Annotated in this window: 27 protein-coding genes and 1 riboswitch; of the genes, 11 read left to right on the top strand and 16 right to left on the bottom strand. The window is 52.0% G+C overall.

The features are described 5' to 3' along the window. Nucleotides 1-68: 68 nt before the first annotated feature. A complete protein-coding gene (locus CO251_RS10460; protein WP_103375754.1) occupies nucleotides 69-623 on the bottom strand; it encodes a hypothetical protein in 555 nt (184 codons plus the stop codon). Between the two features lie 87 nt (nucleotides 624-710). Here CO251_RS10460 and CO251_RS10455 point away from each other — a divergent pair, with 87 nt between their 5' ends. Beyond that, nucleotides 711-1,061, top strand: a complete 351-nt coding sequence (locus CO251_RS10455) for a hypothetical protein (RefSeq protein ID WP_103375753.1) — start codon at nucleotides 711-713, stop codon at nucleotides 1,059-1,061. A 4-nt stretch (nucleotides 1,062-1,065) separates the two neighbouring features. On the opposite strand, the gene CO251_RS10450 is transcribed toward CO251_RS10455, so the two are convergent. Together CO251_RS10450 and CO251_RS10445 are read right to left on the bottom strand one after the other, a co-directional pair. After that, nucleotides 1,066-2,220 (bottom strand): aminotransferase class V-fold PLP-dependent enzyme, encoded by a 1,155-nt coding sequence (locus CO251_RS10450; protein ID WP_103375752.1) that lies wholly within the window; start codon nucleotides 2,218-2,220, stop codon nucleotides 1,066-1,068. A gap of 26 nt (nucleotides 2,221-2,246) precedes the next feature. Further along, nucleotides 2,247-3,929: a M14 family metallopeptidase gene (locus CO251_RS10445; RefSeq protein ID WP_207654673.1), complete on the bottom strand. Its 1,683-nt coding sequence runs from the start codon at nucleotides 3,927-3,929 to the stop codon at nucleotides 2,247-2,249. A gap of 170 nt (nucleotides 3,930-4,099) precedes the next feature. On the opposite strand from CO251_RS10445, the gene CO251_RS10440 reads away from it, so the two are divergent. Genes CO251_RS10440 through CO251_RS10430 form a run of 3 tightly spaced genes read left to right on the top strand, consistent with a single transcriptional unit; the run spans nucleotide 4,100 to nucleotide 7,133 of the window. Continuing rightward, nucleotides 4,100-4,954: a deoxyribonuclease IV gene (locus CO251_RS10440; RefSeq protein WP_103375751.1), complete on the top strand. Its 855-nt coding sequence runs from the start codon at nucleotides 4,100-4,102 to the stop codon at nucleotides 4,952-4,954. 50 nt (nucleotides 4,955-5,004) lie between these two features. Continuing rightward, nucleotides 5,005-5,877 (top strand): diacylglycerol kinase family protein, encoded by an 873-nt coding sequence (locus tag CO251_RS10435; RefSeq protein WP_103375750.1) that lies wholly within the window; start codon nucleotides 5,005-5,007, stop codon nucleotides 5,875-5,877. 17 nt (nucleotides 5,878-5,894) lie between these two features. Beyond that, a complete protein-coding gene (locus CO251_RS10430) occupies nucleotides 5,895-7,133 on the top strand; it encodes a glycoside hydrolase family 1 protein (protein ID WP_103375749.1) in 1,239 nt (412 codons plus the stop codon). On the opposite strand, the gene CO251_RS10425 is transcribed toward CO251_RS10430, so the two are convergent. The 6 genes from CO251_RS10425 to CO251_RS10400 all read right to left on the bottom strand — a co-directional run bounded on the left by CO251_RS10425 (nucleotide 7,090) and on the right by CO251_RS10400 (nucleotide 12,021). Beyond that, entirely contained in the window at nucleotides 7,090-7,596 is a 507-nt protein-coding gene (locus CO251_RS10425) for a hypothetical protein (protein ID WP_103375748.1), read from the bottom strand. The two genes, CO251_RS10430 and CO251_RS10425, sit on opposite strands and share 44 nt — an antisense overlap. A gap of 131 nt (nucleotides 7,597-7,727) precedes the next feature. Beyond that, nucleotides 7,728-8,708, bottom strand: coding sequence for an NAD(+)/NADH kinase (locus CO251_RS10420; RefSeq protein WP_103375747.1), 981 nt, complete (start codon nucleotides 8,706-8,708; stop codon nucleotides 7,728-7,730). Nucleotides 8,709-8,715: 7 nt separating this feature from the next. Then, entirely contained in the window at nucleotides 8,716-9,159 is a 444-nt protein-coding gene (locus CO251_RS10415) for a MarR family winged helix-turn-helix transcriptional regulator (RefSeq protein WP_158246290.1), read from the bottom strand. Between the two features lie 125 nt (nucleotides 9,160-9,284). Continuing rightward, nucleotides 9,285-10,061, bottom strand: coding sequence for an ABC transporter ATP-binding protein (locus CO251_RS10410; protein ID WP_103375745.1), 777 nt, complete (start codon nucleotides 10,059-10,061; stop codon nucleotides 9,285-9,287). A gap of 12 nt (nucleotides 10,062-10,073) precedes the next feature. Then, a complete protein-coding gene (locus tag CO251_RS10405; RefSeq protein ID WP_242968548.1) occupies nucleotides 10,074-11,117 on the bottom strand; it encodes an ABC transporter substrate-binding protein in 1,044 nt (347 codons plus the stop codon). A 52-nt stretch (nucleotides 11,118-11,169) separates the two neighbouring features. Then, a complete protein-coding gene (locus CO251_RS10400) occupies nucleotides 11,170-12,021 on the bottom strand; it encodes an ABC transporter permease (RefSeq protein ID WP_207654672.1) in 852 nt (283 codons plus the stop codon). A 96-nt stretch (nucleotides 12,022-12,117) separates the two neighbouring features. Further along, nucleotides 12,118-12,241: riboswitch (cyclic di-AMP (ydaO/yuaA leader) on the bottom strand. Here CO251_RS10400 and CO251_RS17425 point away from each other — a divergent pair. Both CO251_RS17425 and CO251_RS10395 read left to right on the top strand, forming a co-directional pair. Then, nucleotides 12,226-12,396 carry a hypothetical protein gene (locus CO251_RS17425; protein WP_158246289.1) on the top strand — a complete coding sequence of 57 codons (171 nt, stop codon included), beginning with the start codon at nucleotides 12,226-12,228 and terminating at the stop codon, nucleotides 12,394-12,396. (Overlaps the previous riboswitch by 16 nt.) A 37-nt stretch (nucleotides 12,397-12,433) precedes the next feature. Continuing rightward, complete coding sequence (locus tag CO251_RS10395) at nucleotides 12,434-13,054, top strand: histidine phosphatase family protein (RefSeq protein WP_242968547.1); 621 nt, start codon at nucleotides 12,434-12,436, stop codon at nucleotides 13,052-13,054. Nucleotides 13,055-13,057: 3 nt separating this feature from the next. On the opposite strand, the gene CO251_RS10390 is transcribed toward CO251_RS10395, so the two are convergent. After that, the gene (locus CO251_RS10390) at nucleotides 13,058-13,351 is read right to left on the bottom strand and encodes a hypothetical protein (protein ID WP_103375743.1); all 294 of its coding nucleotides are present in this window, start codon (nucleotides 13,349-13,351) and stop codon (nucleotides 13,058-13,060) included. Between the two features lie 153 nt (nucleotides 13,352-13,504). Here CO251_RS10390 and CO251_RS10385 point away from each other — a divergent pair, with 153 nt between their 5' ends. From CO251_RS10385 to CO251_RS10370, 4 genes are all read left to right on the top strand, one after another. After that, a complete protein-coding gene (locus CO251_RS10385) occupies nucleotides 13,505-14,470 on the top strand; it encodes an ABC transporter substrate-binding protein (protein ID WP_103375742.1) in 966 nt (321 codons plus the stop codon). A 7-nt stretch (nucleotides 14,471-14,477) separates the two neighbouring features. Beyond that, a complete protein-coding gene (locus tag CO251_RS10380) occupies nucleotides 14,478-15,437 on the top strand; it encodes an iron ABC transporter permease (RefSeq protein WP_242968546.1) in 960 nt (319 codons plus the stop codon). Next, on the top strand, nucleotides 15,437-16,219 hold the full coding sequence (locus CO251_RS10375) for an ABC transporter ATP-binding protein (protein WP_103375740.1): 783 nt from the start codon (nucleotides 15,437-15,439) through the stop codon (nucleotides 16,217-16,219). Before CO251_RS10380 ends, CO251_RS10375 begins: the two co-directional genes overlap by 1 nt. A gap of 92 nt (nucleotides 16,220-16,311) precedes the next feature. Further along, on the top strand, nucleotides 16,312-17,151 hold the full coding sequence (locus tag CO251_RS10370) for a hypothetical protein (protein WP_103375739.1): 840 nt from the start codon (nucleotides 16,312-16,314) through the stop codon (nucleotides 17,149-17,151). A gap of 12 nt (nucleotides 17,152-17,163) precedes the next feature. Here the strand turns inward: CO251_RS10370 and CO251_RS10365 are convergent, their stop codons facing one another. The 5 genes from CO251_RS10365 to fliD are packed head-to-tail and all read right to left on the bottom strand — an operon-like array spanning nucleotide 17,164 to nucleotide 23,365. Then, the gene (locus CO251_RS10365) at nucleotides 17,164-18,459 is read right to left on the bottom strand and encodes a glycosyltransferase family 2 protein (protein WP_103375738.1); all 1,296 of its coding nucleotides are present in this window, start codon (nucleotides 18,457-18,459) and stop codon (nucleotides 17,164-17,166) included. Then, nucleotides 18,443-20,236 carry a glycosyltransferase gene (locus CO251_RS10360; protein ID WP_103375737.1) on the bottom strand — a complete coding sequence of 598 codons (1,794 nt, stop codon included), beginning with the start codon at nucleotides 20,234-20,236 and terminating at the stop codon, nucleotides 18,443-18,445. Before CO251_RS10360 ends, CO251_RS10365 begins: the two co-directional genes overlap by 17 nt. 15 nt (nucleotides 20,237-20,251) lie before the next feature. Then, complete coding sequence (locus CO251_RS10355) at nucleotides 20,252-21,493, bottom strand: glycosyltransferase (RefSeq protein WP_103375736.1); 1,242 nt, start codon at nucleotides 21,491-21,493, stop codon at nucleotides 20,252-20,254. After that, complete coding sequence (locus CO251_RS10350) at nucleotides 21,490-21,894, bottom strand: hypothetical protein (RefSeq protein ID WP_103375735.1); 405 nt, start codon at nucleotides 21,892-21,894, stop codon at nucleotides 21,490-21,492. The genes CO251_RS10355 and CO251_RS10350 overlap by 4 nt, the downstream gene beginning before the upstream one ends. A 16-nt stretch (nucleotides 21,895-21,910) precedes the next feature. Further along, entirely contained in the window at nucleotides 21,911-23,365 is a 1,455-nt protein-coding gene (fliD, locus tag CO251_RS10345) for a flagellar filament capping protein FliD (RefSeq protein ID WP_103375734.1), read from the bottom strand. A gap of 297 nt (nucleotides 23,366-23,662) precedes the next feature. Between fliD and CO251_RS10340 the strand changes: the two genes are divergently transcribed. Further along, nucleotides 23,663-24,832 carry a flagellin gene (locus CO251_RS10340; protein ID WP_103375733.1) on the top strand — a complete coding sequence of 390 codons (1,170 nt, stop codon included), beginning with the start codon at nucleotides 23,663-23,665 and terminating at the stop codon, nucleotides 24,830-24,832. Between the two features lie 105 nt (nucleotides 24,833-24,937). Here CO251_RS10340 and CO251_RS10335 read toward each other — a convergent pair whose 3' ends face one another. Then, on the bottom strand, nucleotides 24,938-25,780 hold the full coding sequence (locus CO251_RS10335; RefSeq protein WP_242968545.1) for an SDR family oxidoreductase: 843 nt from the start codon (nucleotides 25,778-25,780) through the stop codon (nucleotides 24,938-24,940). Nucleotides 25,781-25,815: the final 35 nt, after the last annotated feature.

The following is a 25,815-nucleotide window of genomic DNA, read 5'->3' as shown; positions in this document are numbered from 1 at the left end:
CAGAACTTTACCGCGAAAGGTGTGAAAAAGGTTGTGAATGCCACGAGACGGGTGTTGAGGTGCGAATATTAGATGCTTAGCCGTGTCTTCCGAAAAACGCGACGAACGTGGGCCATCACCTCATCTGCCCACGCCAATTCTTGGCCCCATCCCAAGAGAAACAAACGCAAAACCGTTGTTCCGCGCCATCTTCGGCATTCTGGGCTACCAAATACCACACGCTCTAAGTCTTCGGCGATAATGGAGGCAAGCATTGCCTGGACCGCTGGGTCGCGCATGTCCACCGCATAAGCCCACCCCATTTGCACTCCCCACAGGAGGAGAATCCATGCCAAAATGGGTATGCCTACGGCCGGAGACAACGGGCCCGCCAATTGACTGATTCCCATCTCACCCAAAATATACGCACGGTAACGCCCGCGCAGGAGCGTAACCCGATACTCGCGCAACGTATAAGGTACCGATGCGATATCTCCTAACGTATTGACCTTATATCCCTTGGCCTCATAGAAATTCCAAATTCCCCGCGGGTCCACGTGCGTTGTCATGATCTGAATAGCACGCTCGAAGGCTAATCGCGTATCCACCCAAAATCGTGGACGCTCTATAGACGGCTGAATCATCCCCTCGCCTCCTCTTTGTGGTACCATACGGCACAGAGGGATTTCGGGTTCCATCAACACGCCACGAGCGTAGAAAGAAGGGGAACAGTGGGTTTCGGTCCGACAACCAATGACCCCCAAAAAGGGGTCCAAGCCATTTTAGATCTTGTCGAATTGCTCTATCCCGAGCGCAGTACCGCCTCTTGCCAAACGTGGCTAGGCCATATCAGTCTGGCCGTGCTGAGCGCCCACGCCCCTTTATCTTTTGTTACGATTGACCGATTTTTAAAAGACGCGGAGTATCGGTCTATGATTCTTAGCCACCCCGCCGTTCCCGAAGCCCTTGCCGAATTATGGAAGGATTTTTCGGGACCTCTGGATGCGTCGCAGCTTGACCCCGATTTAGCTTGGCTGATAAACGACCGTTTATCCACTCTGCATGACGAGGAAGACCACTAGCGGCCTACGCATCAATTGTACGCAAGCCTTCCATCAAGGCGTGCACATCTTGGCTGGTATTAAATAACGCAAAGGAGACCCGCACGCCTTGATAAGCATTGACAGGCTTGACCACGATCCCTCGTTGCCACAGTTTTTCCGCTAAACCTGCTCCATAGCGTTTGGACCGAATCGTCATCAAGGCCGTAGGGCGATATTCTGGTCTGGGACACGGCACCACCTCACATTCTGGGATTAGGGCCACCTCTCGCGCCGCTTCGAGCGCTAAACCACTTTGATAAATCGCATGGGCGGCAAACCCCTCTTCTTCGAAATAATCCCAGGTGACCGACCAGCCGACAACCCGGAGCCAGTCGCGACTACCGTATTCCAATCCCTGCCCCGTCACGTGATCCACCGGCCATAACTCCTCGCGCTCGAGAACATGCGGATCGTAATCACCATCTGGCGGCCAGCAGGTGACGAGCTCTTGAAGGCGAGTATGGCGCACCCACAGCCCCGCCCATCCCACGGGCGCCATCATCCATTTGTGGCCACAAAATACGTAGTAATCGGCCCCCGTGCGCAAGGGATCTACCGCAATATTGCCCAATGCTTGGGCCCCATCCACCAACACGCGGGCATCGGGCTTTTGGCGCATCACACGCGCTAAGGATTCCACGGGCAACTGCCATCCCGTGAGATAGGACACGTGACTCACCGCTAAGAGCTTAGTTCGAGGACTCAGTCTTTGTTCAAGCTGATCTGCCAGACTGACGGAGCTATCCACACGCAAAACCTTTACTTTAACACCAAACTGACGAATAAGTGACGAGAGTGCAAAGATCATTGCCGGATGCTCGTGATCTGTGGTAATAATTTCGTCACCAGCACTCCAATGGAGTCCCCACAAAACCCGCGCAATGGCTTCCGTATTATTATGAACCAAACTCACCGTGCCTTTAGGCATCGTCTGTTCAATCCGAAGGGCAAATTGACGTGCTTTGTCGCGAGCACTGAGATAATAAGGGACATGCCCCGGCCCCATCTCCTCCCACTCCATCTCCGCAGCACAGGCGGCGGCCGATGCGGGAGTGGGGGTCGGGCCTAGTGTTCCCGTGTTTAAATACGTTTGCCTAAGGGCAGCCGGGATTAACAACCGCAAGTCTTCCCCAAACACGCAATCCCTCCTTGTCTAGTCCCCATTTACAGTACGATCAATTCCTGCACCGTCCCCGCACGGGGTGCCGAAAAGGTCAACGTCAGGTGCGTACCGGGTTGTGCCCGCACAACCCACTCGGCGACCTTGCGGTTTTTACCAGGCGGCATCGCTGAGGTGATTTCCCCATACCCTGCTAAATGCCCTAGTTGACAAGGTGATTCCCCCGCAATCATTTCAAAATTACCCGCTAGCTCAGCTTTCACTCCCATGACACGCTTCATCTCTCCGCCACGTTTGGTCGACGAAGTCGGTAAAAATCCCTGATTTTTCACCATCGCGGCAATGCGGTACACATTATCTCCAATTCTCTCGCTCGTAATAGGACCCACCTGCAATTGGGCTGTGCTAAGACCCAAAGTGGTAAGAAATCGTCCGACGCGTTCGCACTCTTCTTCCAAAAAACAGAGGGGAGGATTTTGCACAACAAATTTGGGATCCAAGCCGCCAATTTCCACCATCCCTAAATCGGGGTGATGAAACGGCATCCACGGGAAGAAGCCCTGAGTTGGCACCTTGTCCTCAACAAAATGGAGAATCTTACGCAAGTCCTCTTGGCGTTCTTCCTCAGAAAGTTTCATGAGTCCTTTAACCCCATATTCTGCATATCCTCTGGCTCCTGCGTGGCGAGGCAAATCCCAGATTTCCACGGTAAAGCCTAGAACTCCTTGATGATCATACATCCAATCATCCGCAGCACCCGGCATTAACACGGGATCATAGCCGTTATGAAAGGTCTCGTAATTGGAACGTGAAAAATACCCGCTAACGCGTGCCCCTTCTTCTCCCATGCGGCGATATAGCACCGCGTCGAGCGTCGGTATCGCGCTGTCATCTCCCGTAGAAGGTTGCCGCAAGATCACGCCCCCTGACGTGTGCAATGCCACATACGCCGCAATATTGGGATGCACTTCAATAAATTTAGCGAGCGCGTAGATTTCTGGCTCAGACAATGGGAAAGGGCCAGCCCCATTTTGGATATCTTCTGTAGCCCAGCGAATAGGGAAATTGCGATTAAAATCCATCCCTTGCCGCACACTTAAATCAAGGCGGCTGCCTTCCAAATCTTTTCCGTGATAAGTGGGAGGATGGACACGCCCTTCCGTAAAGACATGGTAGTAGCGTTGACCAAACTCGCCCGGACGCCTGGACCGCATCAACCGGGGATCGTGTTCATCTATGGCGTAGGCTCCATCAGGACTCGGTACCCGCATCTGCAAAATATGACCATTGCCGTCCACATCACTGGGCACCCAGCCCGCGGGCGGTTCACTTAATGGATAATCATGTGGACTCGAACGCAACCGTGCTGGCGTTGTCAAATACTCTTCCGCACCGTCAACGGCAATCCGCGGAACGACATATACTGCGCGGGTCTGCAAGAGTTGTTGAATGGCCGGCGCATTCCCAAATCCTTCAAGCAATGTCGCAATCCAGTGCATGGCCACGGCATTGCCAGCCACTTCCCCTGCATGAATATTGGCATCCACCAAAAGACCCGGATAACGGTCGGCATGTTCTATATCGGCGCATAGCGTGACAGCCCATAAATCCCGGCCGCGCCGACTTTTTCCGATAGACGTGAAGGAAAAAATGTCGGGATAGGCACGTTGCCAATCCTGTAATGCCTCTGTCATGTCTTGGTAGGTCCAGTATCTGGCTTCTGTCACCGTATGATTACGCCTCCTGTAAGCGGTCCGCACACTCGCTATTCTTTTCCCTTAATTGTTCTCTCTTGACCCGCCTAATTCCTCTAAATTTGTGACGTCTTTGCTCACGGCTTGACGTCTTTTTCAGATTTCGTCATGATTGATGCTATTGATGAAATGGGGCGAGACAAATGACACGGATTGGTTGCCATCTCAGTGTGGCGAAAGGCTTCACCAAAGCAGTCGAAACGGCACCAAAACTCGGCGCCAACTGCTTTCAATACTTTACGAAAAATCCTCGTGGATTTCGGGGGGCAAAACCGCTCAATATCGTGGACGCCGAACGAGGACGCGCTTTAATGACAGAACTCGACTTAGTGGCTATTGGCCATACCCCTTATTTAATAAATTTGGCGACAGCCGATGATGAATTGTGGCATCTTTCGATTGATGCCCTAATACAAGATCTGGTTATTGGCGAAGCACGCGGCAGCTATGGGGTCGTTGTTCATTGTGGCAAGCCCAAAGATAAGGGGATAGACTACGGCATTCAACGCATGCGCGACGCGATTGCCCAAGTCCTGGATCAAAACACCACGACCCAGACTATGCTGCTTTTAGAAAATACGGCGGGCCAAGGTTCTGAGATTGGCACCACGATCGAACAGCTATTAGCCATAGCCGATCCCTTTCCCGCCAACCAAGTCGGCTTCTGTCTAGATACCCAGCATGCTTTCTCTGCGGGTATCTTGGAAGCAGGCAATCTTGACGGCTTTTCGGGCTTTAAGCACCCGGAGTTCATGGCGCGCTTGAAGGCCATTCACCTTAACGACAGTAAAGTCCCCTTTGGCGGGCGCAAAGATCGTCATGAATTGATTGGCCGCGGATATCTTGGCCTGGAAATGATTGGTTCGTTATTGAATGACCCGCGTTTGCGAGACATTCCGTTCTATTTGGAAACACCCGTCGAGTCGGAAGCGCAGTATGCTGATGAGATTCGCGAATGCCGAGCACTTTTGACCCCAAGGCAGGAACTTGCGCCTTGATCGCGAATCTAAGGTAGGGAATTTGGTGAATTGGGGGAATCCCGGTAGTTATGGCAGCGCGGATCATTTTTAATCCGGCGGCAGGCAACGGCAAAGCCGTCAAGATACTCGAATCAGTCAAGCCTTATTTAAGGGATCAAGATATTGAAATTGTGACAACTAAAGGTCCAGGACACGCCACCGAACTGGCTCGAGAAGTCGCGAACGAAGAGGACCTGACCGTCATCTCGTTAGGTGGGGATGGCACCCATCATGAAGTAATTAATGGGCTCATGCCTATGGGCAAAACGATCTTCGGAGTGATTCCCGCAGGCACCGGTAATGATTTTGTACGCGTCTTGCATTATCCTGCCAGTCTTGAACAGATGGTACATACGGCGCTATATGGGCCTAATCGGTGGTTTGATCTCGGCGCCATTGACGACCAATATTTTTTGACGGTAGCAGGCGCAGGGTTTGACGCCGAGGTCGCCGGCTGGGCCAACAAACATAAGAAACAGGGCAACGGCACGTGGGTCTTCATTCGCGGCATACTATATAATGCGCTGGGATATCGTCCCCAGCCCATGACGGTTACCATCGATGGCCACAGCACAACGCAAAATACCTTTATGATTGCGATGGGTAACACGCAATATATCGCAGGAGGAATGAATATCTGTCCTCAGGCTGATCCCCATGATGGGCAGTTCGAAATCATGTGGGTTGAAGGGATCAAGCCGTGGCAAATTCTTCCGTTATTAACCCGTGTTTTTCGCGGCACTCATGTCAAAAGGTCTGTCGTGAAAACCTTCCCGGCGCGCGAATTGACGGTCGAGGGTCCCTCTGGCTTGTGGGTCCATGCTGATGGAGAACTTATCGGTCATTTGCCCGTGCACGTGAAGACTATTCCCAAAGCCATTCGGGTCCACATGGGAATTTAAGGCGAGGAATTCAGCACATGATACATTGGCCCACCGATCTACCCCCATTCTTATGGGGCGCTGCGACATCGAGCCACCAGATCGAAGGTAATAATCACAACAGTTGGACACAGTGGGAAGAGGCAGGACGGCATCAAGGCCGTATAGCGTCCGGGCAAGCCTGTGACCATTATGCACGATTTGCGCAAGATTTGCCCTTATTTCACAGCCTGGGCATCAATGCCTACCGCTTTTCTATTGAGTGGAGCCGAATCGAGCCTGAACCCGGACAATTTGATACGCGTGCTCTCAATCATTACGAGGCCATGATTGATTTATGCCATGATTTAGGAATGGAGCCGGTCATGACCTTGCACCACTTTACCCTCCCCATATGGTTCGCTCAGGCGGGCGGGTTTCTTCAACCCCAGGCTCCTGCTCTCTTTGAACGTTTTGTCCAACAGGTGGTCGAGCACCTTGGCCCCAAAGTACGTTTCTATGTCACGATTAATGAACCTATGATCTATGCCGTCATGGGTTATGGCATCGGCACCTGGCCGCCTGGGCACAAACGTTTACGAGACATCTGGGCACTGGGTCCCCAACTTATCAAGAGCCACCGCCGTGCCTATCACGTCATTAAAACCCGGCAGCCAGGCGCTCTCGTCGGACTAGCCCATCATATGGTGGCCTTTGAGCCCTTCGATCCCCACTCGGTGTGGGACCGTGCGAGCAGCAAGATGCTCCATTACTTGTTCAACCGTCGCTTCTTGCAAGCCGCAGATAGTACGCAAGATTTTATTGGCATCAATTATTACACACGCCAATACACCCATCGTCCGCACGTGCTGGTCCCTATTGCCTCGAAACCCGGGGCCTTCGTCACCGATATGGGATGGGAGATTTACCCCCAAGGGCTCGAACACTTTCTTAACGAGCTGAGGTCCTTTGGCAAGCCCATCGTGGTTACGGAAAACGGCATCGCCGCCGACGACACCGTTCGTCAACAATTTATTGCAGATCATGTGGCCGCTGTGAGCCGAGCCCAACAACAAGGTGCAGATGTCCGGGGCTATTTTTACTGGTCAGCGTTGGACAACTTTGAATGGGCCGAGGGCTTTCGGCCTCGATTTGGATTAATTGAAGTCGATTACTCGACACAAGAACGGACCTTACGCCCTAGCGCCGCCTTTTACCGTCAGCTGATTGCAACCAATGCTCAGGCCTGGCCCATTAGCGTACCATCAAAACTGGCACCACCGGCTTCTCATCCTTAAAGCATTGCACGTAGTCCTCCGGGGAGAGCTTCTGCTGCGCTCCCAACGTTTCTAACCACTCGGGCGTAATGACAGGACGTTGTCCCAAGGCCCCATGATAATACTTTTCCAAGGCCACCTGGGTCAAAGGCGGCATAGGCAAATCCACAATCGCCTGCCCTAGAGCCGAGCAGGTTGCCTCATCCAGCACATACGGCTCCCGGGGTGCCTCGTCTAAGAGCCCTGCCGCACGCAATATTTCCATCGCCGCATCATAATCCACCCGACCCTTCCGGTAGCTCACGCGCACAGCATGTACGCCCACCTTCAAAGGAAAGGCCTCGGGCGGCCATGACGCCAACTGACTTGTTAGCGTCTGCCGCAACTGCTGCTCTTCTAATTCCAGCTGTTTTATGGTGCGACGCACAGTAGCCAAACGCAGAATATCTTGCGCTATTTCGGGTGTTAAGGGGGGTATGTCCATGCGTGCCTCCTTGCTCTTTGTCCTAGTCAATGCATAGAAGGCAAGCAGAAGATTTAGACCAAAAACTTTTAAGGCTTTATTGTTTTAAGCAGTCAGCGCAGAGTAATTTGGGGAGGACATCGAGTTCATGCTCAAAACTGCGTAGGAGCCGCTAAGATTTTTTGGGGATCTAACACAAAAGGGCCGTCACGTTCCACCCGTAATGACACCGGTTCATCAGGGCGCAAGACTACGGTCCGTTCGCCATCTAAGGCTACTGATCCTCCTTGGGGCCGTGACCACACCACGGGGCTGTTCAGATCCACGGTAGCAGAAGCTTTTACATAAAAAGGCACCACGAGCCCAGGCGCCATCACCGCCAGAACCGGGCGCTGACCCATCGTCTCGTCTCCTAAGGTAAGATGTAATGCCACATCATCATCGGCATAGATGGGCTGAAAAAATCCCCCGACATTTGACAAACCGGGACGAACGGGATCGGCCATGCTCAAAAACAATTGTTCCACATCCTCGGGACGCCATACCGCTAAAGCCCCGGTATAGGTTTGGCGGACCAACGCCGCATCAATTAATGCCAGTTCCTCATGGCCATTGTCCAATTGCACGTGAATGAGTTTGGCTTGCCGGCCGACCAGAAGCGGGTCGTCTCCACGGACGGCATACAAGGCGGCGGCAAACCCTGCGGCGGTCTGGTCGCCCGTCCAACACGCGACGTTATTGGTTCCTCCCGCGATCGGCAGCATGGGAATGCGTAATCCTGCTTGAGCCACGTTACGCTGCGTCCCGTCTCCCCCCACGGACACGACAACACGCGCTCCCTCATCTTGCAAGCGTCTCGCCCAATCTGTCGTCGACGCTCCATTACTGGGTTCCTTTTCTGCTGCGACTAGGCGTACGGGTAAGAGTTCGCCCAGTTCGTGTAATGCATAGCGCCCAAAACCCTCGTAGTCATTGACCATCACCACTTCGGTGTCTGGGACCGCGGCCATCCCCGACAACAAGCGGCGCGCGGTCAACATCTTCTCAGGTGCCGACTGCAATGATGCGGCCGCCACCAAACGCCGAATATCACGTCCCGCCATCGGATTGATAATCAGGCCAATTGTCGTCATCAACGTATCACCTGTTTTTCGCCATTGATTCCGGCGGAATCAGCTTGTTCAAAAGCCCAATCAATTGGTCTTGTTCCTCCGGCGTCAACCGTTCATCCGCGCGTTGTGCCAAAAACTCGACATGTTCACGCCGTTCCCGTGTCAACAACGCTTCTCCGCTTTCCGAGAGCCTAAGCCACACCATACGGCGGTCTTGAGGGTCACGGTCTTTAGACAATAACCCTTTTTGCGCTAAAGCATCCACCGCCCTTGTCGCCGTCGGAGCCGATACCTGCAAATGCTTGGCCATGTCCATAAGCGTCAATGTCCCTTGGTCTCGAATCATGTACAGCGTATGGTATTGAGTAGGGGTAATATGCCATGGGGCTCGGTCACGAGCAAACTGACGCCCCATCATGCGCAAGACGCGAAACGCCCCATCAAACAAAGATTCTGCCTTTTCTTGATCCACGGCCTTGTGTCTCACTCCTTCTGCATAGCATACCATCTGAGACGCATAAGCGGTAGATTTCCCGCCAAAAGAAGCCCGTTTTCTCAACAAAATGGACGGCGGAGGCATTGAGCCCCCGCCGCCATTTAGCCTGCTGTTTGGCTGTGCGGTGGCCGTAGGATATGGAGCACCTCTTTCTTATAGCGCAAAAATTCCGGAGAAAGCACCATATCCCAATTGCGTGGGCGGCCTAACCCAATATCAATCACCTGCGCAATCCGCCCAGGTCTAGGTGTCATAACGATAACACGGTCCGCCAACACAATGGCCTCTTCGACGTCATGCGTGATAAAGAGAACCGTGGGCCTTAAGCGGTCCCAGATGGTCAACAGAAACTTTTGCATGTCGGTTCGCGTTTGCGCGTCAAGAGCGCCAAAAGGCTCATCCATGAGAAGCATTTGCGGTTCTGTAATCAAGGCCCGCGCAATCGCCGCCCGTTGCTGCATACCGCCCGAGAGCTGATAGGGAAAATGGTTCTCGAAACCCTTGAGTCCCATAATCTCGATGATTTTGGCCACTTTATCGTGCGAACGCGTCTTGCGTCCCTCTTGCAGCGTTAAGCCAAAGCCAATATTGTCGAACACGGTCATCCAAGGAAGCAACGAAGGCTGTTGAAACACCACCGCTCGGTCTGGTCCAGGCTTGCGAACGGGTACGCCATTAACCACGATGTCGCCTTGTGAAATAGATTCAAAGCCTGCGACCATGTTCAAGACCGTTGTTTTCCCACATCCCGAGGGGCCGACAATGCAAACAAACTCGCCAGCCTCAATTTGCGCATCAAAATCATCCACCGCCAGCACGGGCTTCCCCCCTTTTTGCGTGGGGGGGTAGAACTTGCTGACATTTTGCAGTGATATCACCGTCTTTCCCCCTTACCCCTGATGTTCTTGGTGATAGACCGTCTCGCAATAACTCGGATCGACGTATTGACTAAGATTGGGGGGGACGCTGGAAATTTGACCGGTCTGCTTCAACCACTGCGCCGCTGAAGTTAACGAGCGCGTCACAAGGGAATCTTTGACGGTACTGGCCGTCCCCAAGCGGCGGGGTGTCAATTCCTGGGCCAGCGTGGTAAAGCTGAGGCCTGCCGCCTGGCTACGCGCTTCGGCAGGAGAAATCCCATTGAGTTTAGCAATGTCTTCAAACGATTTCGTTGGGTGTTGGTAAAAGAATTTTACGCCGTCCTCTTCGGCCTTCACGAACTCATCGACTAGCTGGGGATTTTTAGCGGCAAAGTGCGCATTGACCACCGCTAAATTAAAAATCGGCGCTTTGTCCACCTGATCCTGGTCATAAATCAGAATATGTCCATCATCTTGCTGCATTTCATTGAGAAATGGCGCCCACACATAGGCGGCATCAATGCGGCCCGTTTTCCACGCGGCCACCATATCCGGCGGTGACATATTGTTGATTTGCACCGATGATACGGGCAGATGGTGCATGGCCAGCGCCGTATCTAGCTCAAAAGGCGAAGTGGAACCGCTTACCAATGCCACCGTCTTCCCCTCTAAATTTTGCAGCGAATGGATATGACTGCCGTTTTTCACCACCAATCCCTCGGCCGTCGTATAACGCTCCATGGCCCATACCACTTTAAGCGGCACACCCCGAGCAATCGCCGCTGCTGTTGGAGGATTGCCCAGGGTTGTCATAAAGTCCAAGGATCCTGATGCAAGTGAGGTCAGCGCGTCAGGGCCGGAGGAAAAATACTTCAACACCACGTGGGCATGCATCGTCTTTTGAAAAAAGTTTTGTTCTATCGCCACAGACTCCGGATCGGGCGCATTTTCGTAGCCAATCGTCACCGTCGGTTCACTGGCTGCCCCAGACGTGCCGCACCCGGCCACGATGGCCATTAATGGCAACACCATTAATCCGGCCAGAAACGGCTTCAAGGTCTTCTTTTTCTCCACATAACATCCTCCTTCATTTTATGGCTGTGGGTTTTTGCCATCTTGATTGTGTTTATGCTTTCCCCTTCCACGGTGTGACACGGTGCTCAATGGAGCGAATAATCAACTCCATGCCGTATCCCAACAACCCAATCATGACGATGCCGACAAAGACTACCCCAATTTGTAATTCATTGCCGGCCGACTCAATCATCCATCCTAGGCCCTTGGAGGCAGCAATCATTTCCGCTGCCACTAAACAGGTCCAGGCAATTCCAATGCCAACCCGCATGCCCGTAAAGATTTCTGGAAGCGCTGAAGGAAAGATGACATAGCGGAAAATCTGACGCTTGTTAGCGCCTAAGCATTGCGCTACGCGAATGCGCGTTTCTTGAACACTCTTAACGCCTGACATCGCGCTGATGATGATAATCGGGATGGTGCAGAAGAAAATCAAAACCACCTTGGACGTCTCCCCAATGCCAAACCAGACAATCATGACGGGGATGTACGCCAAGGGCGGAATCGGCCGCAAAAATTGCAACAGCGGATCAATCGCTAAGAACACCCAATCCGTGGACGCCATCCAAAATCCAATCGGCACGCCCACGACCACTGCTGCTATAAATCCGGTCGTAATCCTCCCCAAACTGTAAAGCGTACTGGTTAACAGTGGCTCCCCACTATAACCGACCGTCGCGACGGTGATAAAGTCATGGACAACGGCCCCTGGTGAAGGCAAGGCCGTTGGAGGAAAGAGATTCAGGGCCGTCACTCCCCACCACAAGGCTATCATGATAACGGCGACGAGCCATGGAACGTAGCCACGATAGGGCTTTTTGTCTTCCTTCCACACTTTTTGCTCCAGTGCGCCTTCGGCGCTTTCAGCGTCAAGCTCATCAGACGCCATATAGCTATACCCCATGTCAACAGCCTCCTTGCAAATGCATAATCTCTTCTCATCTCCTATCCAACTGAACAGTCGCCCCATCAAAGAAAAAACCGGGCTAAAGCCCGGGCATAGTCCAAGCCTTCCAAGCCGACGAGGTAAGCTGACGGGCTAGGGCGGATGGCTGCCCCCTTGCGTACGCCCCGAAAATTGGGTCCCCCGTTCGTGTGATGACACGATTTGGCGATTGATTCAATTGGCACGCCGCTCTCTAGCCTAGAATATGCTGTAGATGCAACGCTTGTGCTCTTTAAGGCTACCATGGATAAGCGGATGTTGGCAATTTCGACCTATACTGACAAATATCGCAACCGAAAATTTAAGCTCCCCATTCTTCCCCAAATTGGGTAAGATAATGGGCATACCTGATTTTCCAGGAGGTTCTGTGTTGCCCTCATTTGCAGATATCATACTCATTCGACATGGTGAAAGCGAAGCCAATGCCGCCGGTCGCTTTGCCTGTCGCTCATGGGATCCAGCCCTTACGGCAACAGGACGGGCTCAAGCACAACAACTGGCCCACCAATGGCATAACGCGCCCATACGCTATTTGGTTACAAGCCCGTTGCTCAGAGCCCAAGAAACGCTAGCCCCTTTAGCCCAAGATCATGACTTGACTCCCGTGATTTTGCCTGATTTAGCCGAAGTCAATCTAGGCCAATGGGATGGAAAGCGCCTGCGCGATCTTGAGGAAGCGGAGTCCCCGTCCTTTATCGCATGGCGTCAAGACCCTGATCGCAATCCACCCCCTGGCGGCGAAAGCATTCGGGCGGTGGGGCAACGCGTGTTGAATGCGCTGGCCCACTTTGTGGAACCCCGAGAACGCCATACCTTGACGATTGCTGCCACCCATGCGGACTGCATTAAAGGCGCGGTGATGCTGATTATGAACGCTGAAGGTCCTATGGCGCGTCGCCTGGTTGTCCCTAATGCGGGTCACGTTGTCTTGCGCTGGTACGAGACGGGCGTGTGGACCATGGTCTTTGCCGATCCCAGAGTCCCGTCGTAACCGCTAAACAATTTGAGAGTCTAGGGGCAAGTCCCAAGCAATACGCCGGATCATATCCGCGGTTTTCAGCATATCCTCGGTGCAAAGGCCGGCCCACAAGTAAAGCGGCGGTTGACCAGGAAGGCGATACTCGTGTACCCACCCCCGCTGAGTCAAGGCGGTTAACACGCGGGCAACCACGCTGGGATCAAGCCGTGCGTACCCAGCCAAGGTTCCAATTGCCGCTGCGCGCCTCTGAACCCATAGAGCCGCCAACACTTGCGGCATCTTTTGTGCGTCGCCATTTTCATCCCACATGCTCACCGCCTCCTTTGTGTTCTTAAGCAATGGATATGCGTCGACAACATGGTCCGTTCGTCCCTTTTTCTTGTGTTTACCAGCTATTCAGCATACACTTCCATTATGGCAAAGAATTCTTTGTAAAAATTCGTGATGTAAGGAGAAAGATCTGTGATTCGCTTGTCATTAGCATGGCGTTTAGCTGTTCTCGCCCTAGGATCCACCCTTATCGCCGGTTGCGGAACCACCCCAAGTGCCGCTGCCCCCAACCACGTGTCTCATAGCATCCGGATTGTAGATGACACCGGACGCACGGTAACCTTGCCGAAACCGGCAACACGGATCGTTACTATCGATCCCAGCAATACCGAGATTGCATTAGATTTGGGATTAAAATCGGACATTGTCGGCACCGATTCCTCGACGTTCCAGTATGCCCCAGCGCCTTGGGCATCAGAGCTCAAAGGGCTACATGACATTGGGTCCTCGTATCCTGGGGTCAGTGTCGAACAAATCGTTGCGACCAAGCCAGACCTCGTCTTGGCCATGCCCGGCATTAAGGGGCTCTCGGCGCTCAGCCGGTTTCACATTCCTGTTCTTATCTTGAGTCCTCAAAGCATCGCCGGTGTGTATCACGACATTGAGATTGTGGGTCAAGCCACGGGGCGCGTCCATCAGGCGAGCGCGATTGTCGCCCATCTCAAAAGCCAACTGACAACCCTTGAAGACCTGGTCAAAAAGAATACTCACCATACGCCGCGGGTTTTTCTTGACCTCGGGCAATTATATACCGCTGGGCCCAACAGTTACCTCAATAGCTTATTAACCATGGCCGGTTCTCAAAATGTTGCGGCAAGCTTTAGCCACACCGCCTATCCACAAGTAACACCCGAACAGGTCGTCAAAGCCGATCCGCAAATCATCATTTTTGACCCGGCTGATGGCAGCACCCAGGTTATCGATCAATTGCCCGGCTTTTCTCAACTGGCCGCTGTCAAAAATCACAAGGTCCTAGCCATTCCCCAAGACTCTTATGTCGATGAACCCTCCCCTGCCGTAGCCATGGGGCTGGTAGAACTGATTCAACTCATCCACCCGCATCTGGCGATTCCTCATGACCTCATCCAGAATTTTTAGGATCAGCATGGGCATCGCCCTGCTTGCGGCCGTGATCTTCCTAGGGCTCACCTATGGGCCCGTGACACTTTCCTGGCAACAAGTCGGACAGAGTCTCATTCATCCCTTCGGTTCCTCCATTCCCGCCATCATTATCTGGGATATCCGTTTACCGCGATTGATTGCCGCCGCCCTCGTGGGCGGCGCTTTAGGTACCGCAGGGGCCGTCATGCAAGCCTTGTTTAAAAATCCTTTAGCCGATCCCTATATTGTGGGGGCGTCAGCCGGCGCCGGATTTGGCGCGATGCTCTTAAGTCTCTTGCTGCCGGCATCGGGTCTCATGGGAGTGGGCGCATTTATTGGCGCGATTACAGCGGTTTTTGCGGCCTATCTACTGGCCCGCGGGCAAGGCCGCGTCCATATGCTCACCTTGATTTTAGCGGGATATGCCTTAAGTTTGGTCTTAGGTGCGTTAACCACGTTTGTCATGCTAGCGCATCAAAAGACATTGACGCAGGTTCTATCGTGGGAACTTGGCGGCATTCATGGCATTGGCTGGCATGAACTGTTATGGCCGTCCATTATGATCATCGTGGCGCTAGTGGCCACGTGGCCCTTTGCTCCGGAGTTAAACGCCTTTTATCTCGGAGAAGAACAAGCGCACTATCTTGGCGTCAACGTGATGCGTGCGCAAACGCTCCTGCTAATTCTGGCCAGCTTGTTAACCGCCGCCTCTGTCTATCTAGCGGGTTTAATCGGCTTTGTCGGATTGGTCATTCCCCACATTATTCGCAGGTTGCAAGGCTCGAATCACCATTTGCTGCTTCCCCTCTCGTTTTTTGCCGGCGCTATCTTTTTAGTCGGTGCCGACATTTTAGCTGAACAAATCCCGTGGATTGGCACGGTCCCGGTCGGCTTGGTCAGTGACTTAATCGGCGGTCCTTATTTCGTCTATATTCTCTTCAAAACTCGGGTGGTGTCAGGATAATGTCTTTTGAGAGACTCCATTGTGAAAACCTCCAATATATTTGGCCGTCATCCACGGCTTCTTTTGGACCATTAACCGGCTCATTTCAACCTGGCGCGATTACGGCCTTGATTGGGCCCAATGGAGCGGGTAAATCCACCCTCTTGCGTCTGTTAGGAGGTTACTTGAAACCAACCAGCGGATCGGTCTATTACGGCGACAGCGCCCTCTTGGATATAGCTGCATCAGCACGGGCTAACTTGGTGACCTTAGTGTCTCAATTGATGCCCTTGGGATTTGACCTGACGGTTGCCGAAATTTTAAATTTAGGCAGTCTCCCCAGCATGTCGTGGAAGACCCGCATAACCGGCGACACTGCCCCGCAGATTGGTCCCGTGCTCGAGCAATTGGGTCTGAGCGCTTTTCACGACCGATCCTACCGGTCATTGTCTGGCGGCGAACAGCAGCGCACCTTACTCGGCATGGCGCTGGTTCAAAATACGCCCGTGCTACTTCTTGATGAACCCACGGCCCATTTAGATCCCGGTCATGCTCAAGCCATCATTCATGTCCTCGAAGACCTCGCCCACGTTCACGGTAAGACCGTCATCATGGCTTACCACGATTTAGCCACAGTGGGCCTGTTTGCTGACCACATATGGCTGATGCAGCACGGGCAGGTATCCCTTGCGGCTTCCCCTGAACAGGTTTTGGTATCCCCCCTCTTAGAGCAGGTCTTTCACACCACGTTGCAGCGCATCAGCCATCCGGTGTCTGGCAAAATGATTGTGCTGGCTTTATAACAAATATCAAACTTAACCGTCCTTATTTTTTCTTCCCCAAGCGACCATGGCCTATCATAAAATCAAGACGTGTCAGATAAGGGAGAGATCGTGTGGATTTTGAGATTACCATCTTGCAGCCCGATAATTACATTCATTCGCTAGCCTTCGCTGAAGTATTGGAATCCTTGGCTTATGGGCTAGATTCCTTAGGCCACCGCGTGCACGTGACCAAAAACCACATTGACTCTACGCATCCCACAATTATTTTAGGGGCGAACTTGTTGCAACCTCAGCACATTGCCGCTCTTCCGGCTGAAGCCATCGTTTACAACCTTGAACAAATTACCCAGAGTTCTCCTTGGATGACCCCACAGTGGCTTCAATCCCTCCAAGGACGTGTAGTATGGGAATACAGCCTCCAGAATATGCCTTACTGGCAAGCCCATAATGTCCATGCTGTGCATGTGCCAATAGGCTATGTGCCTTCATTAACACGTATTAACCGAACTGGGGAAAAAGATATTGACGTCGTATTTTATGGGTCGCGCAACGAGCGGCGCACGAAAATCTTAGAGGCCCTTGCCGCTCAAAATCTTCGCGTGGTCCCCTTGCATGGAGTTTACGGAGCCCAACGCGATGGTATCATCGCCCGGAGCAAACTAGCGATTAACATTCACTTTTACGTTCCGAACATTTTCGAAGAGGTTCGCGTCAGTTATTTAGTAGCCAATCAAGTGCCGGTATTGTCTGAGCGCAATGCTGATACCTACGTCCCGGATCAGTGGGAAGCTCTAGCCTATTGGGCCCCGTATGAGAAACTCGTCGATGTTTGCCAAAACCTGCTCACGCATCCGGATTTAGAACTCGAAGCCGCCAAACGACAACATACCTTTATGCAAAACACCACGGCGCGCATCCTTCTCCGGGCTCTCGAGATATACAGTCCTTAAGATGACTCCTGCCTAGACTAAAAGCGGCACGATATTCTTGGCTTGATCATAAAACATATAGGACTCCAGGCGCGTATCAAAACCCACAACGGTCGCGTGGAAATTCTTTGCACTCGAACCCAAGAGGTCAACGGTCTCTTTACGGCTATGGGTGACTCTAACCACAACGGCCGAGGATACCTTGACCTCGCGCAAAACCGGGGTTAATAAGGAGGCAGGCCCAAGCAACAAGGTGGGCTCCGTCGCATTCGTCAGGCGCTCGATGGCTATGACGTTGTAAGAAAACATAGTCGATATGAGAAGAAAAAGAAACCGCGAATGCGCATGATTTAACAGATGACTTTTCCAATGCGCATCATGAGATTGTAGCAGTGCAATCCACGTCATTAAATCCAGGCGCAGTCGGCCCTGGTCATAGGTGTTGATATAATCGTCATTCAACACCGTTTGTTCTAGCATGTACAAGGCCTCTGATTCGCGGTGTTCTTGAGATGCAGCAGCGGCCATCAGTAAAAGAAGACCACAATGGGATGCAAAGGCTTGCCGAATGATCGGTGGTGATACCAAAGCCTCCTCGCGAATCCTGCGCAGCCAATAATAGCGCATATGAACTTCCGCATCATCAAAGCCGCCCGATGAAATCTGATTTTTGTGTCGGCGGTACTCCACGAGTTCCTCGGCCAAAAGGACCGCATCGCCTTGCTTGGCCACCTTCCAAATAGCATACCAATCAAAACCCCAGTCTCGGTGCAGCAAATCCTCTCCCGGATCCTCATATAACCCACATGCTTCAAAGGCATCCCGCCTGATAGCATGAGCCGAAGGTACCCATGCTGGATTCCAACCAAGGATATTCGCCACGAAAAACCGTGTAGATTCTAGAAATGTCTCACTCGCCACCGCTCGTGTCAGCCCAACTGTCTGTCCGCGTTCATCAATTGTCCTTGTCGCTGCGCCTACCACAACAGCTGACGGATATTGCTGAAATGCTCGGTAATAAGATTGCAAGGCGCCAGGTAGGAGACGATCATCAGCATGCAGCACCTTGACAATATCAGCCTGACTTTCGCGTATTCCTACGTTATGTGCCCCGATTTGGCCTTGATGGGCCGTTACGTTGATAAGGCGTACGCGTCCGTCGCGTACGGTATAGGCTTGCACAATCTCTTTGGTATTGTCCGTCGACATATCATTGACCACAATCAGTTCCCATGCATCAAAGATTTGCATGATGATACTATCAATGGCCTCGGCAATGAACGCTTGAGCATTAAAAGCCGGCATGACCACACTAATTAACGGCTTCACGGGAGCCCCCCAACGCTTGATCGATATTCTGAAGTGCTTGGATTCCTTGGGCAAAATAGTCGCTAATTTGATAAAGGTTGTGGATATGGTGTGCTATCAAGGCCTTAACATCGCTTCTCTTGACTTGAGCGGCTATGCCATATAGTTGGATTTGTTCAGAGATCATCAACGGATTTTTTGCAATGGCGTCTTTGGCAATCTCCAGCGCATCAGGCGTCGGCCCACTCACTAATGTAGCCGCCGCATATTTATACCAAATGGACGCCCAGTGCGGCATCATATGAAGTGCCAGCTGGTAGTCTTGGCGAGCTTGCGCCCATTGCTGCAAATTCTGATAGCAATCTCCGCGCAAGACGAGAATTCTGGAAAAAAAACTCGACCGTAATTTATCAAGATGACCGACTCTTAAATCGCTAAACACTGACTCGATGTCGCTTCGAAATTCGTCAAAACCGGCTAAGGCAATAGCGCCCGCAAACGCTTGCCGCGTATTGGCCTTTGTTATCGCATCGAAGGCGCTTGGAGCCGTGTCAATCACAACCTGATACTGACCTAAAGAGAAGGCTAACTGCAACTGATTGAAATAGACAGCAATATTCGTGGACCATTTTGCCAGAGCAGACTGCAGTAGCATGCGGACCCGTTGCCAATACTCACCCGGAATTGTTACCACAAAATTAGGCTGAGTAGCCGCGTAGCCAATTAAGCTTGCCGCCAAGCTGTTTAAAAATAGGGATTCATCTTCACTCGCCACCTCTTGCGCGATGGAATCGCGAGTCATGGAGCGGGATGTGATGGCATACTTATCTTGCGTCACAGACCAGAGTCTTTGTTCTTGCAATCCTATCTCGGCACGAAAGGTGCGAGTTCCTCTAGCCCGCGGCACCCGGTCCGTAATGAGGTCTATAATACGCGCAGCATGCGCCTTATACGATTCCGAAGGGACAATGCGTTCATGCCCTCTAACCGCCATTTCTTGAAGTTTTTCCTCATTAGAAAGTAGATTAGCCACCACTTCTTCAAAATTCTCCACAGTATATGTCTGATACTCAATGTTTGGTTGCATAACCCATGGGGTTTCATCATTATCTTCTTCTAACAACAACACACTACCGGCTGCTGGAGCCTCATAGCAGCGAAGATTCATTTCTGAACGGATGGTTAGATTAAATACCATCTTGCAACTTTGAAGAAACCGCCAATACTCTTCGCGGTATACGCCTGTGGCAACTTTAACAACCCATCCATGGCGCTTGTGAAGATAAGCTAATCGGTCGATCCAAATCGCACGCTGCCTTTGCACATGGCCATTTAAATTGCCAACAAATCCAATATCAATAGGGCGTTGCAAAAGATCATCCGGTGCGTGAACCATACCGGGTTCGTAACTATAAAGGGGCGCGTATTCCACGTTGGGGTATCCCAAATTCTTAAACCGCCTAGCACCTTCACGGTCCATGAGCACAAGGTCGTAGAGATCTAAATGGTTCAAAATGGCACGGGTCCCGAGGTTCCAGTCACTAATAGCAGCTACCACAGGCACTCCACACGCAAACAGCCCTTCCGGCAACGCATGAAACTCCGGCCAGAAGACAAAAATCAAATCCGGCTGAAATGTACCGAATACCTGCAAAACCTTGTCTATATCAAAGTTTTGAACAGAAAGAACCAAATCCGCATCAGAGTCCCACGACACCACACGAAAATCTACCAAATCGGCGAAAAAACTCGTCGCTAACGCCCTGGTTCCATTAATCACCAAATATTTAGGCCGCATCTCATCCTCCGGTATTCATACCGCTGATGTTTTGACTTGCTCTAGACATAATCTCAACAAATTCTCCTCAAGCGGCGTCCGGTGAAAGACCATTTGCAAGGCACCAGCGAGGGCCCTGGGCGAAAGCACAAGACATAACCGCTGGAGAATCGCCTGGGGTTCACTGGCTGCTAACATTTCAATATATTCGTGCAGGGCTGGATAAAAAGCCGTTTTCATTTGTATCGTCTTGAGATAGTAGGCTTCTGCTTGCGTCATCTTCCCCTGCATGCGCGACACACGCGCCATTTGCCATAATGCTTTAAAGGTCCCGACACCCAACTCGGATTGCAAATACGCCTTCGGCACGCCTAATTGCAGGGCGTGTTGAAAGGACTCCCAAGCCCGGTCCCAATTGCCCTCATTGATGTAAACCATGCCTTCCCAATACACAAAGTCGGTATAATCGGGAAAAAGTCGCAATCCTTCCCGAATTGTCTGATGCACCTTGCGAAAATCTTTTTTGACCGTATAGACCTTGGCCAACGTCAACCAAAATAGCGGTTGCAAAGGCGCGGTGGGATGCATGAGAGCGATGGCTTGTTTCATATCTTTGGCCGCATCATCTAACCTCTGCAAGGCCATAAGGGTTTGCGCTCGCTGCCAAAACATGTAGGCTTTCCAATCGCTCGTACCCCGTTCTTTGATACTCAGATCCAACAAATCAAGGTTGCGCTGTAACTTGTCACGGCTGGTCATAACCTCATTGAGGTAGCCATAATGCATCAGGCGCACATCCAACGGGCCTAAATTAAAGCCCGCTCGCCCTATCGAGGGAATAATCTGTTCATGAATCCGCCCTTCCCAGCGGATACGAGGATCCGTCCGAAAAAGGCGCGTCACCCGAGCTTCGGACAAATCTTCCGCACGGTCTGTTAAAGAGACAATGCGAAGATTGTATGCATCGGCGGTGGGCTGAGTCACCCCCGCTAAAAGGTTAGGGATGTCATCAGCCAACAGTACCTCATCGGCATCCAGCATTAACGTCCATGGAGTTTTGACTTCCTCAAGCGCCCAATTGCGGGCTCTGGCAAAATCTTTCGGCCACGGCCTTGAAAACACGCGAGCGCCCTCACGTTGTGCGATGCTAATGGTATTGTCGTCACTGCCTGTATCGATGACGACGATATCATCCGCTATGGCGTGAACCGATTGCAAACATTGTTGAATAAAGCGTTCTTCATTACGTGCAATTAAAGCTACGGTAATCCCACTCATCCGGACCAACCTAATACGGCAGGCTCTTGGGATACCGGCTTTTGTAACCGGTAGTCGAGCTGATGAATCAGCTCGGTAATGGTTTGGGTTAAATCCGCCAACGTCCCCGCATCATGTTTGCGAATGATGTCATTAAGCATACGCCACATGGCCAAATGTGCCGTTTTGAAGGCCATGCCTTCGGGAGTGTCCGTTTTGGCCACGTCGTGCAGAGCTGTAATAATCAGTTGCGCATGGCTCCCAAGATTGGTTAACCGATCCCACCGTTGCTCTTTCAAGGCCGCATCCATGCCCAAAAGATCCCGGTATACGGCCCGGTATAATTCCCGGCCCAAGAAATCGGGATTATCCGAGAGCACACGGCTCTGATGATAGGCGTTGACTGACGATTCCATGTCCATACTAGCCCTTCTCTCCCTACGCCAAAGTCCCGTTTTGTCCATTAGTTTGCTGCGCATACGCCGAGAATGCGTTCTCTGTCTCCGCCATTGCACTGAGCGTTGATACGAAAGAGTCATATTGCGTTTGAGCGGCAGCAATGGCCTGCTGAATTTCCGATTGCAGCTGGGTAATTTGCTCGTTGGTCTGACTCTCTTGATTGGTATCACTGGTAATCGCTGTCCCAGCCACACTTAAAGAACCCGAACCACTAAATCCCGCCAATCCCTGCACAATGCCAGGAGGCGACTGAGCCATCTGTTGGAAAAATGACTGCACTCCCGCCAAGTTATTTTGCAAAGCGGATGTCAAGGTTGTCATATTTACCGAAAACGTCGCCGTTTGGGCATTATAGGTGATGCCTAATGACCCCAACGACAAACCTTGACTATCTTGGAATGACGCTAATTGCTGAGTCACCTGATTTAGTTCATTCATGGGTACAGGGGAATGAATAACCTGGTTAGGATTCGTTTGATAAGAGCTCGCGGTACTCGACGACACGGATGCGGCGGGTCCCTGCTCCGTAGCATAGGCCAAATTCCACGTATCTTTAGACCATGTATTAAAATCGTTAAACACGGCTTGAATGCTTTGCGCATCTTGCGAGTAATTCGCTGACACCGTGACGTCAGTCGTCCCCGTCGACGCTAACTGTACTGTCACATCAGGAATCAAATTGGTAAAAAGATTGGTCGTGTTTTGCACCGTCGCCCCTTGGAATTGAACGACGGCAGGCTCTGCCACTTGCACCGAGTTCACCGTGTATCCTGACGATGTGCTAGTCAGAATGCCCACGCTTGCCAAGGCGGCGCTTCCCCCCGTATAACTAATCGCTTGGTCGGTGACCGTCCCGTAGAGTTTCAAATAATAATCGCTTCCCGACTGTGCGGCCTGCGCTTGAACTGGCGCCCCACTTTGATTGATATCCGTCACTAACTGGTCCAAAGTGGTCGTCGACGTGACGGCAATCGACACCGAAACGCCGCCAATCGAAAACGCCACCGTCGTCGCCGCAAGTCCTAGGGCAGCCGTGGGGTCGGTGATGGTCATGGCTGTCGACGCATAGCCATCAATTTCTGACGTAGCCAATTGGCTCACATCAATCGCATAAGTCCCGGGTGGTGCATTGCCATCCGCCGCGGCCGTGGCCACCGCCGTATTCGAAGACACCGCCTCCATGGCTTGCAAGGCGGTACTCGAGCCTAGGGAATTCAGCCCCGATTGAAACGCCGCCGCATCCCCTTGTAACGTAGTCCACGCCGCACTATTGTTTTGCAGGGCTGTTAATTGCTGTTCCAGCGTATTGAGTTGTTGCGTCAACGGCTCAATGGCCATACTTTCCATCTCGTTTAAGGAGAGATCCGATAACATTTGAGCCGCCACATTATTCGTGCCATAAACGGCCGTCCAGTTAACCGCTATCCCTGACATGGCCACACCCCCATGCCAAAGCTCGCATCACACGCCTTTGAAATCGTGACATTCATGGACAACTTCCTCCTTGAAGTGAAATACCCGGTCCATCGGGCATAGAATGACAGATTCGCTACTGCAATCAGTGTACATGGACCTCCATATGGAAACAAAATTTATATCAACAATTCCTCTCAAGAATTTGGTTTCCGCAAGAAAAGTGCGTATGATAAGCATGGGAATTGCACCGAAAGGGTTCCTAAGACAACGGTTTCGAAGGAACGAAACCTGACCATTCTCAAGGAGGAAAAACCCATGATTATCAACACAAACGTTTCGGCTCTCTTTGCTGAGAACGCGGTGAATAACACCACCAACGCCCTATCGAATTTAGAACAGGAAATGTCTACCGGATATCAAATCAACTCGCCGGGCAACAACCCTGCAGGACTCGCGATCTCCACGTTAATGAGCGGCGAGCTTGGCGGGATTAACGCCAGTGTCAACAACGCGAACCAAGCGCTAAACTTGCTTGACACGGCTAACGGCGGAATACAAAACGATGTACAGATTGTGACGCAGATTCAACAATTAGCCACGCAAGCTTCAAACAGCACCGAAACGTCTCAGGACCAACAAGATTTGCAAAACCAGATTAATAAACTGCTGACGCAGCTCGACAACAACTCGAACTCTGTCAACTACAACAACCAAGTCTTATTAAATGGACAAAATGGCTTTGGGGCCACCCTCAATGCATCGTCCGCAATCGCGGGAACCGCTACCGTCACGCTGGGCGCTGACAGCGGTGGTGCGTCGGGTTCCTACTCAGTGTCCATCGACTACAGTAGCACCGGCACCTTGGCCACGATTAGCTTATATGCCAACGGTTCGCTCGCGGGAACAGACGTTGTGAGCAACGTCAGCTCAACGGCCACGACGCCCGAAACGGCCCAGTTCGTATTAGGCACCTCGAATGACTCTAATGCGGTGAGCAATGCGTCGTTTGTGGTCAATTTTGACCCATCTGCAGTTTCTGCCTCGACGTCACCCACGGTTCTGAGTTTCTCGGTCGTGGCGGCCACCAATCCGTTGACCTTCCAGGTCGGTCCCAATGACCAGCCCGCAGACCAAGTCAGCACCAATTTGGGTACATTCAACAGTGTGACGTTAGGACTCTCCAACATCAACGTGGTGGGTACTCAAAATGCCCAATACGGCATTACCTTGGCGAACAACGCCTTGTCGATGTTGACCAACGCCCAAGGCCAAATTGGAGCTCAGCAAGACCAGTTGAATTACACCATTGAGAACCTCAACACCGAAAATACCAACCTGCAAGCCGCCCAGTCGACCATTATGGACGCCAATATGGCGGAGGTCACGAGCAGCTTTGCTAAAGAGCAAATTCTGCAGCAAACAGGACTGCAAGCCCTGGCTTCCGCAAATTCGCTGCCTGGCATGGTGCTAAAGATTTTGGGTTAATTCATCCCCATCCCAGCACGCACACAATAAAGCCCGCTGTTATCATGCGGGCTTTATTGTGTTGTCAAGACAGCAGATCCTCATCTTAAAAGTCGCCTCTCGCCATCAAAAGACGGGAGAAAAATCTCTCCCCGGTTCCATACGGTAGTCTCTGTAGGCCGTAATCAGTCCCCCATTCAAAGGCCTTTGCGCCTCTAAATGAAAAGCCTCGGTTGTCACGGGTTCCACCTGCTCAGCAGAAAATCCAAACTTACGAGCGATACGAACGGTCAACTCATACCGTGATAAGCGTTCGGGCCCGACCACATGCAAAACCCCTACAAAATCGTCGACGACGGCCTGCCATGCCATTTTCCCTAAGCCGTCACTGGGCGTCGGCGTATTCCACTGGTCCGTAACCGCTTTCACGACAGCGCCTTGTTTCAGCTGTTGCACCACTCGGTATACAAAGTTGCGCGGATTGGCATCTTGGCTATAAATCCAAGCTGGGCGGATAATCACACTACGCGGAACATTTGACAGTAAAAAGTTTTCGATTTCGGCCTTATGGCGTCCATAGACTTGCAGGGGATGGACCTCATCGCCTTCGGAATAGGGACCATTTTCCCCATCAAAAACATAGTCTGTCGAGAAGAAGACCACCTTAGCGCCCCTCTGCGCTGCAAGCTCAGCCACCCGCCCAGGCGCTTGAACATTCAAACGGTAGCTGACATCAGGTTCCCGCTCACAACGATCGACATCCGGCAATGCCGCGGGAATCCACACCACATGAGGGTGCTCCCCATCTAGCAGCTGGATGACTGCCTTCTCATCTTCCATATTTAAGGACCGCAGGCCCGGTGCCGTATGAGTCCAACTCGTTCCCACGACCGATTCGTGACGCGTGGCCAACTCCTTGAACAAATACCCACCGACTTGGCCTGAGGCGCCGATAATCACATGTTTCATCCTGACTGTCATTCCCCCGTCTCAGAAAACACAAG

The organism is Sulfobacillus sp. hq2 (assembly GCF_002903155.1).
GTDB lineage: Bacteria > Bacillota > Sulfobacillia > Sulfobacillales > Sulfobacillaceae > Sulfobacillus > Sulfobacillus thermotolerans.
This window is presented reverse-complemented; position numbering and strand designations above follow the sequence as displayed.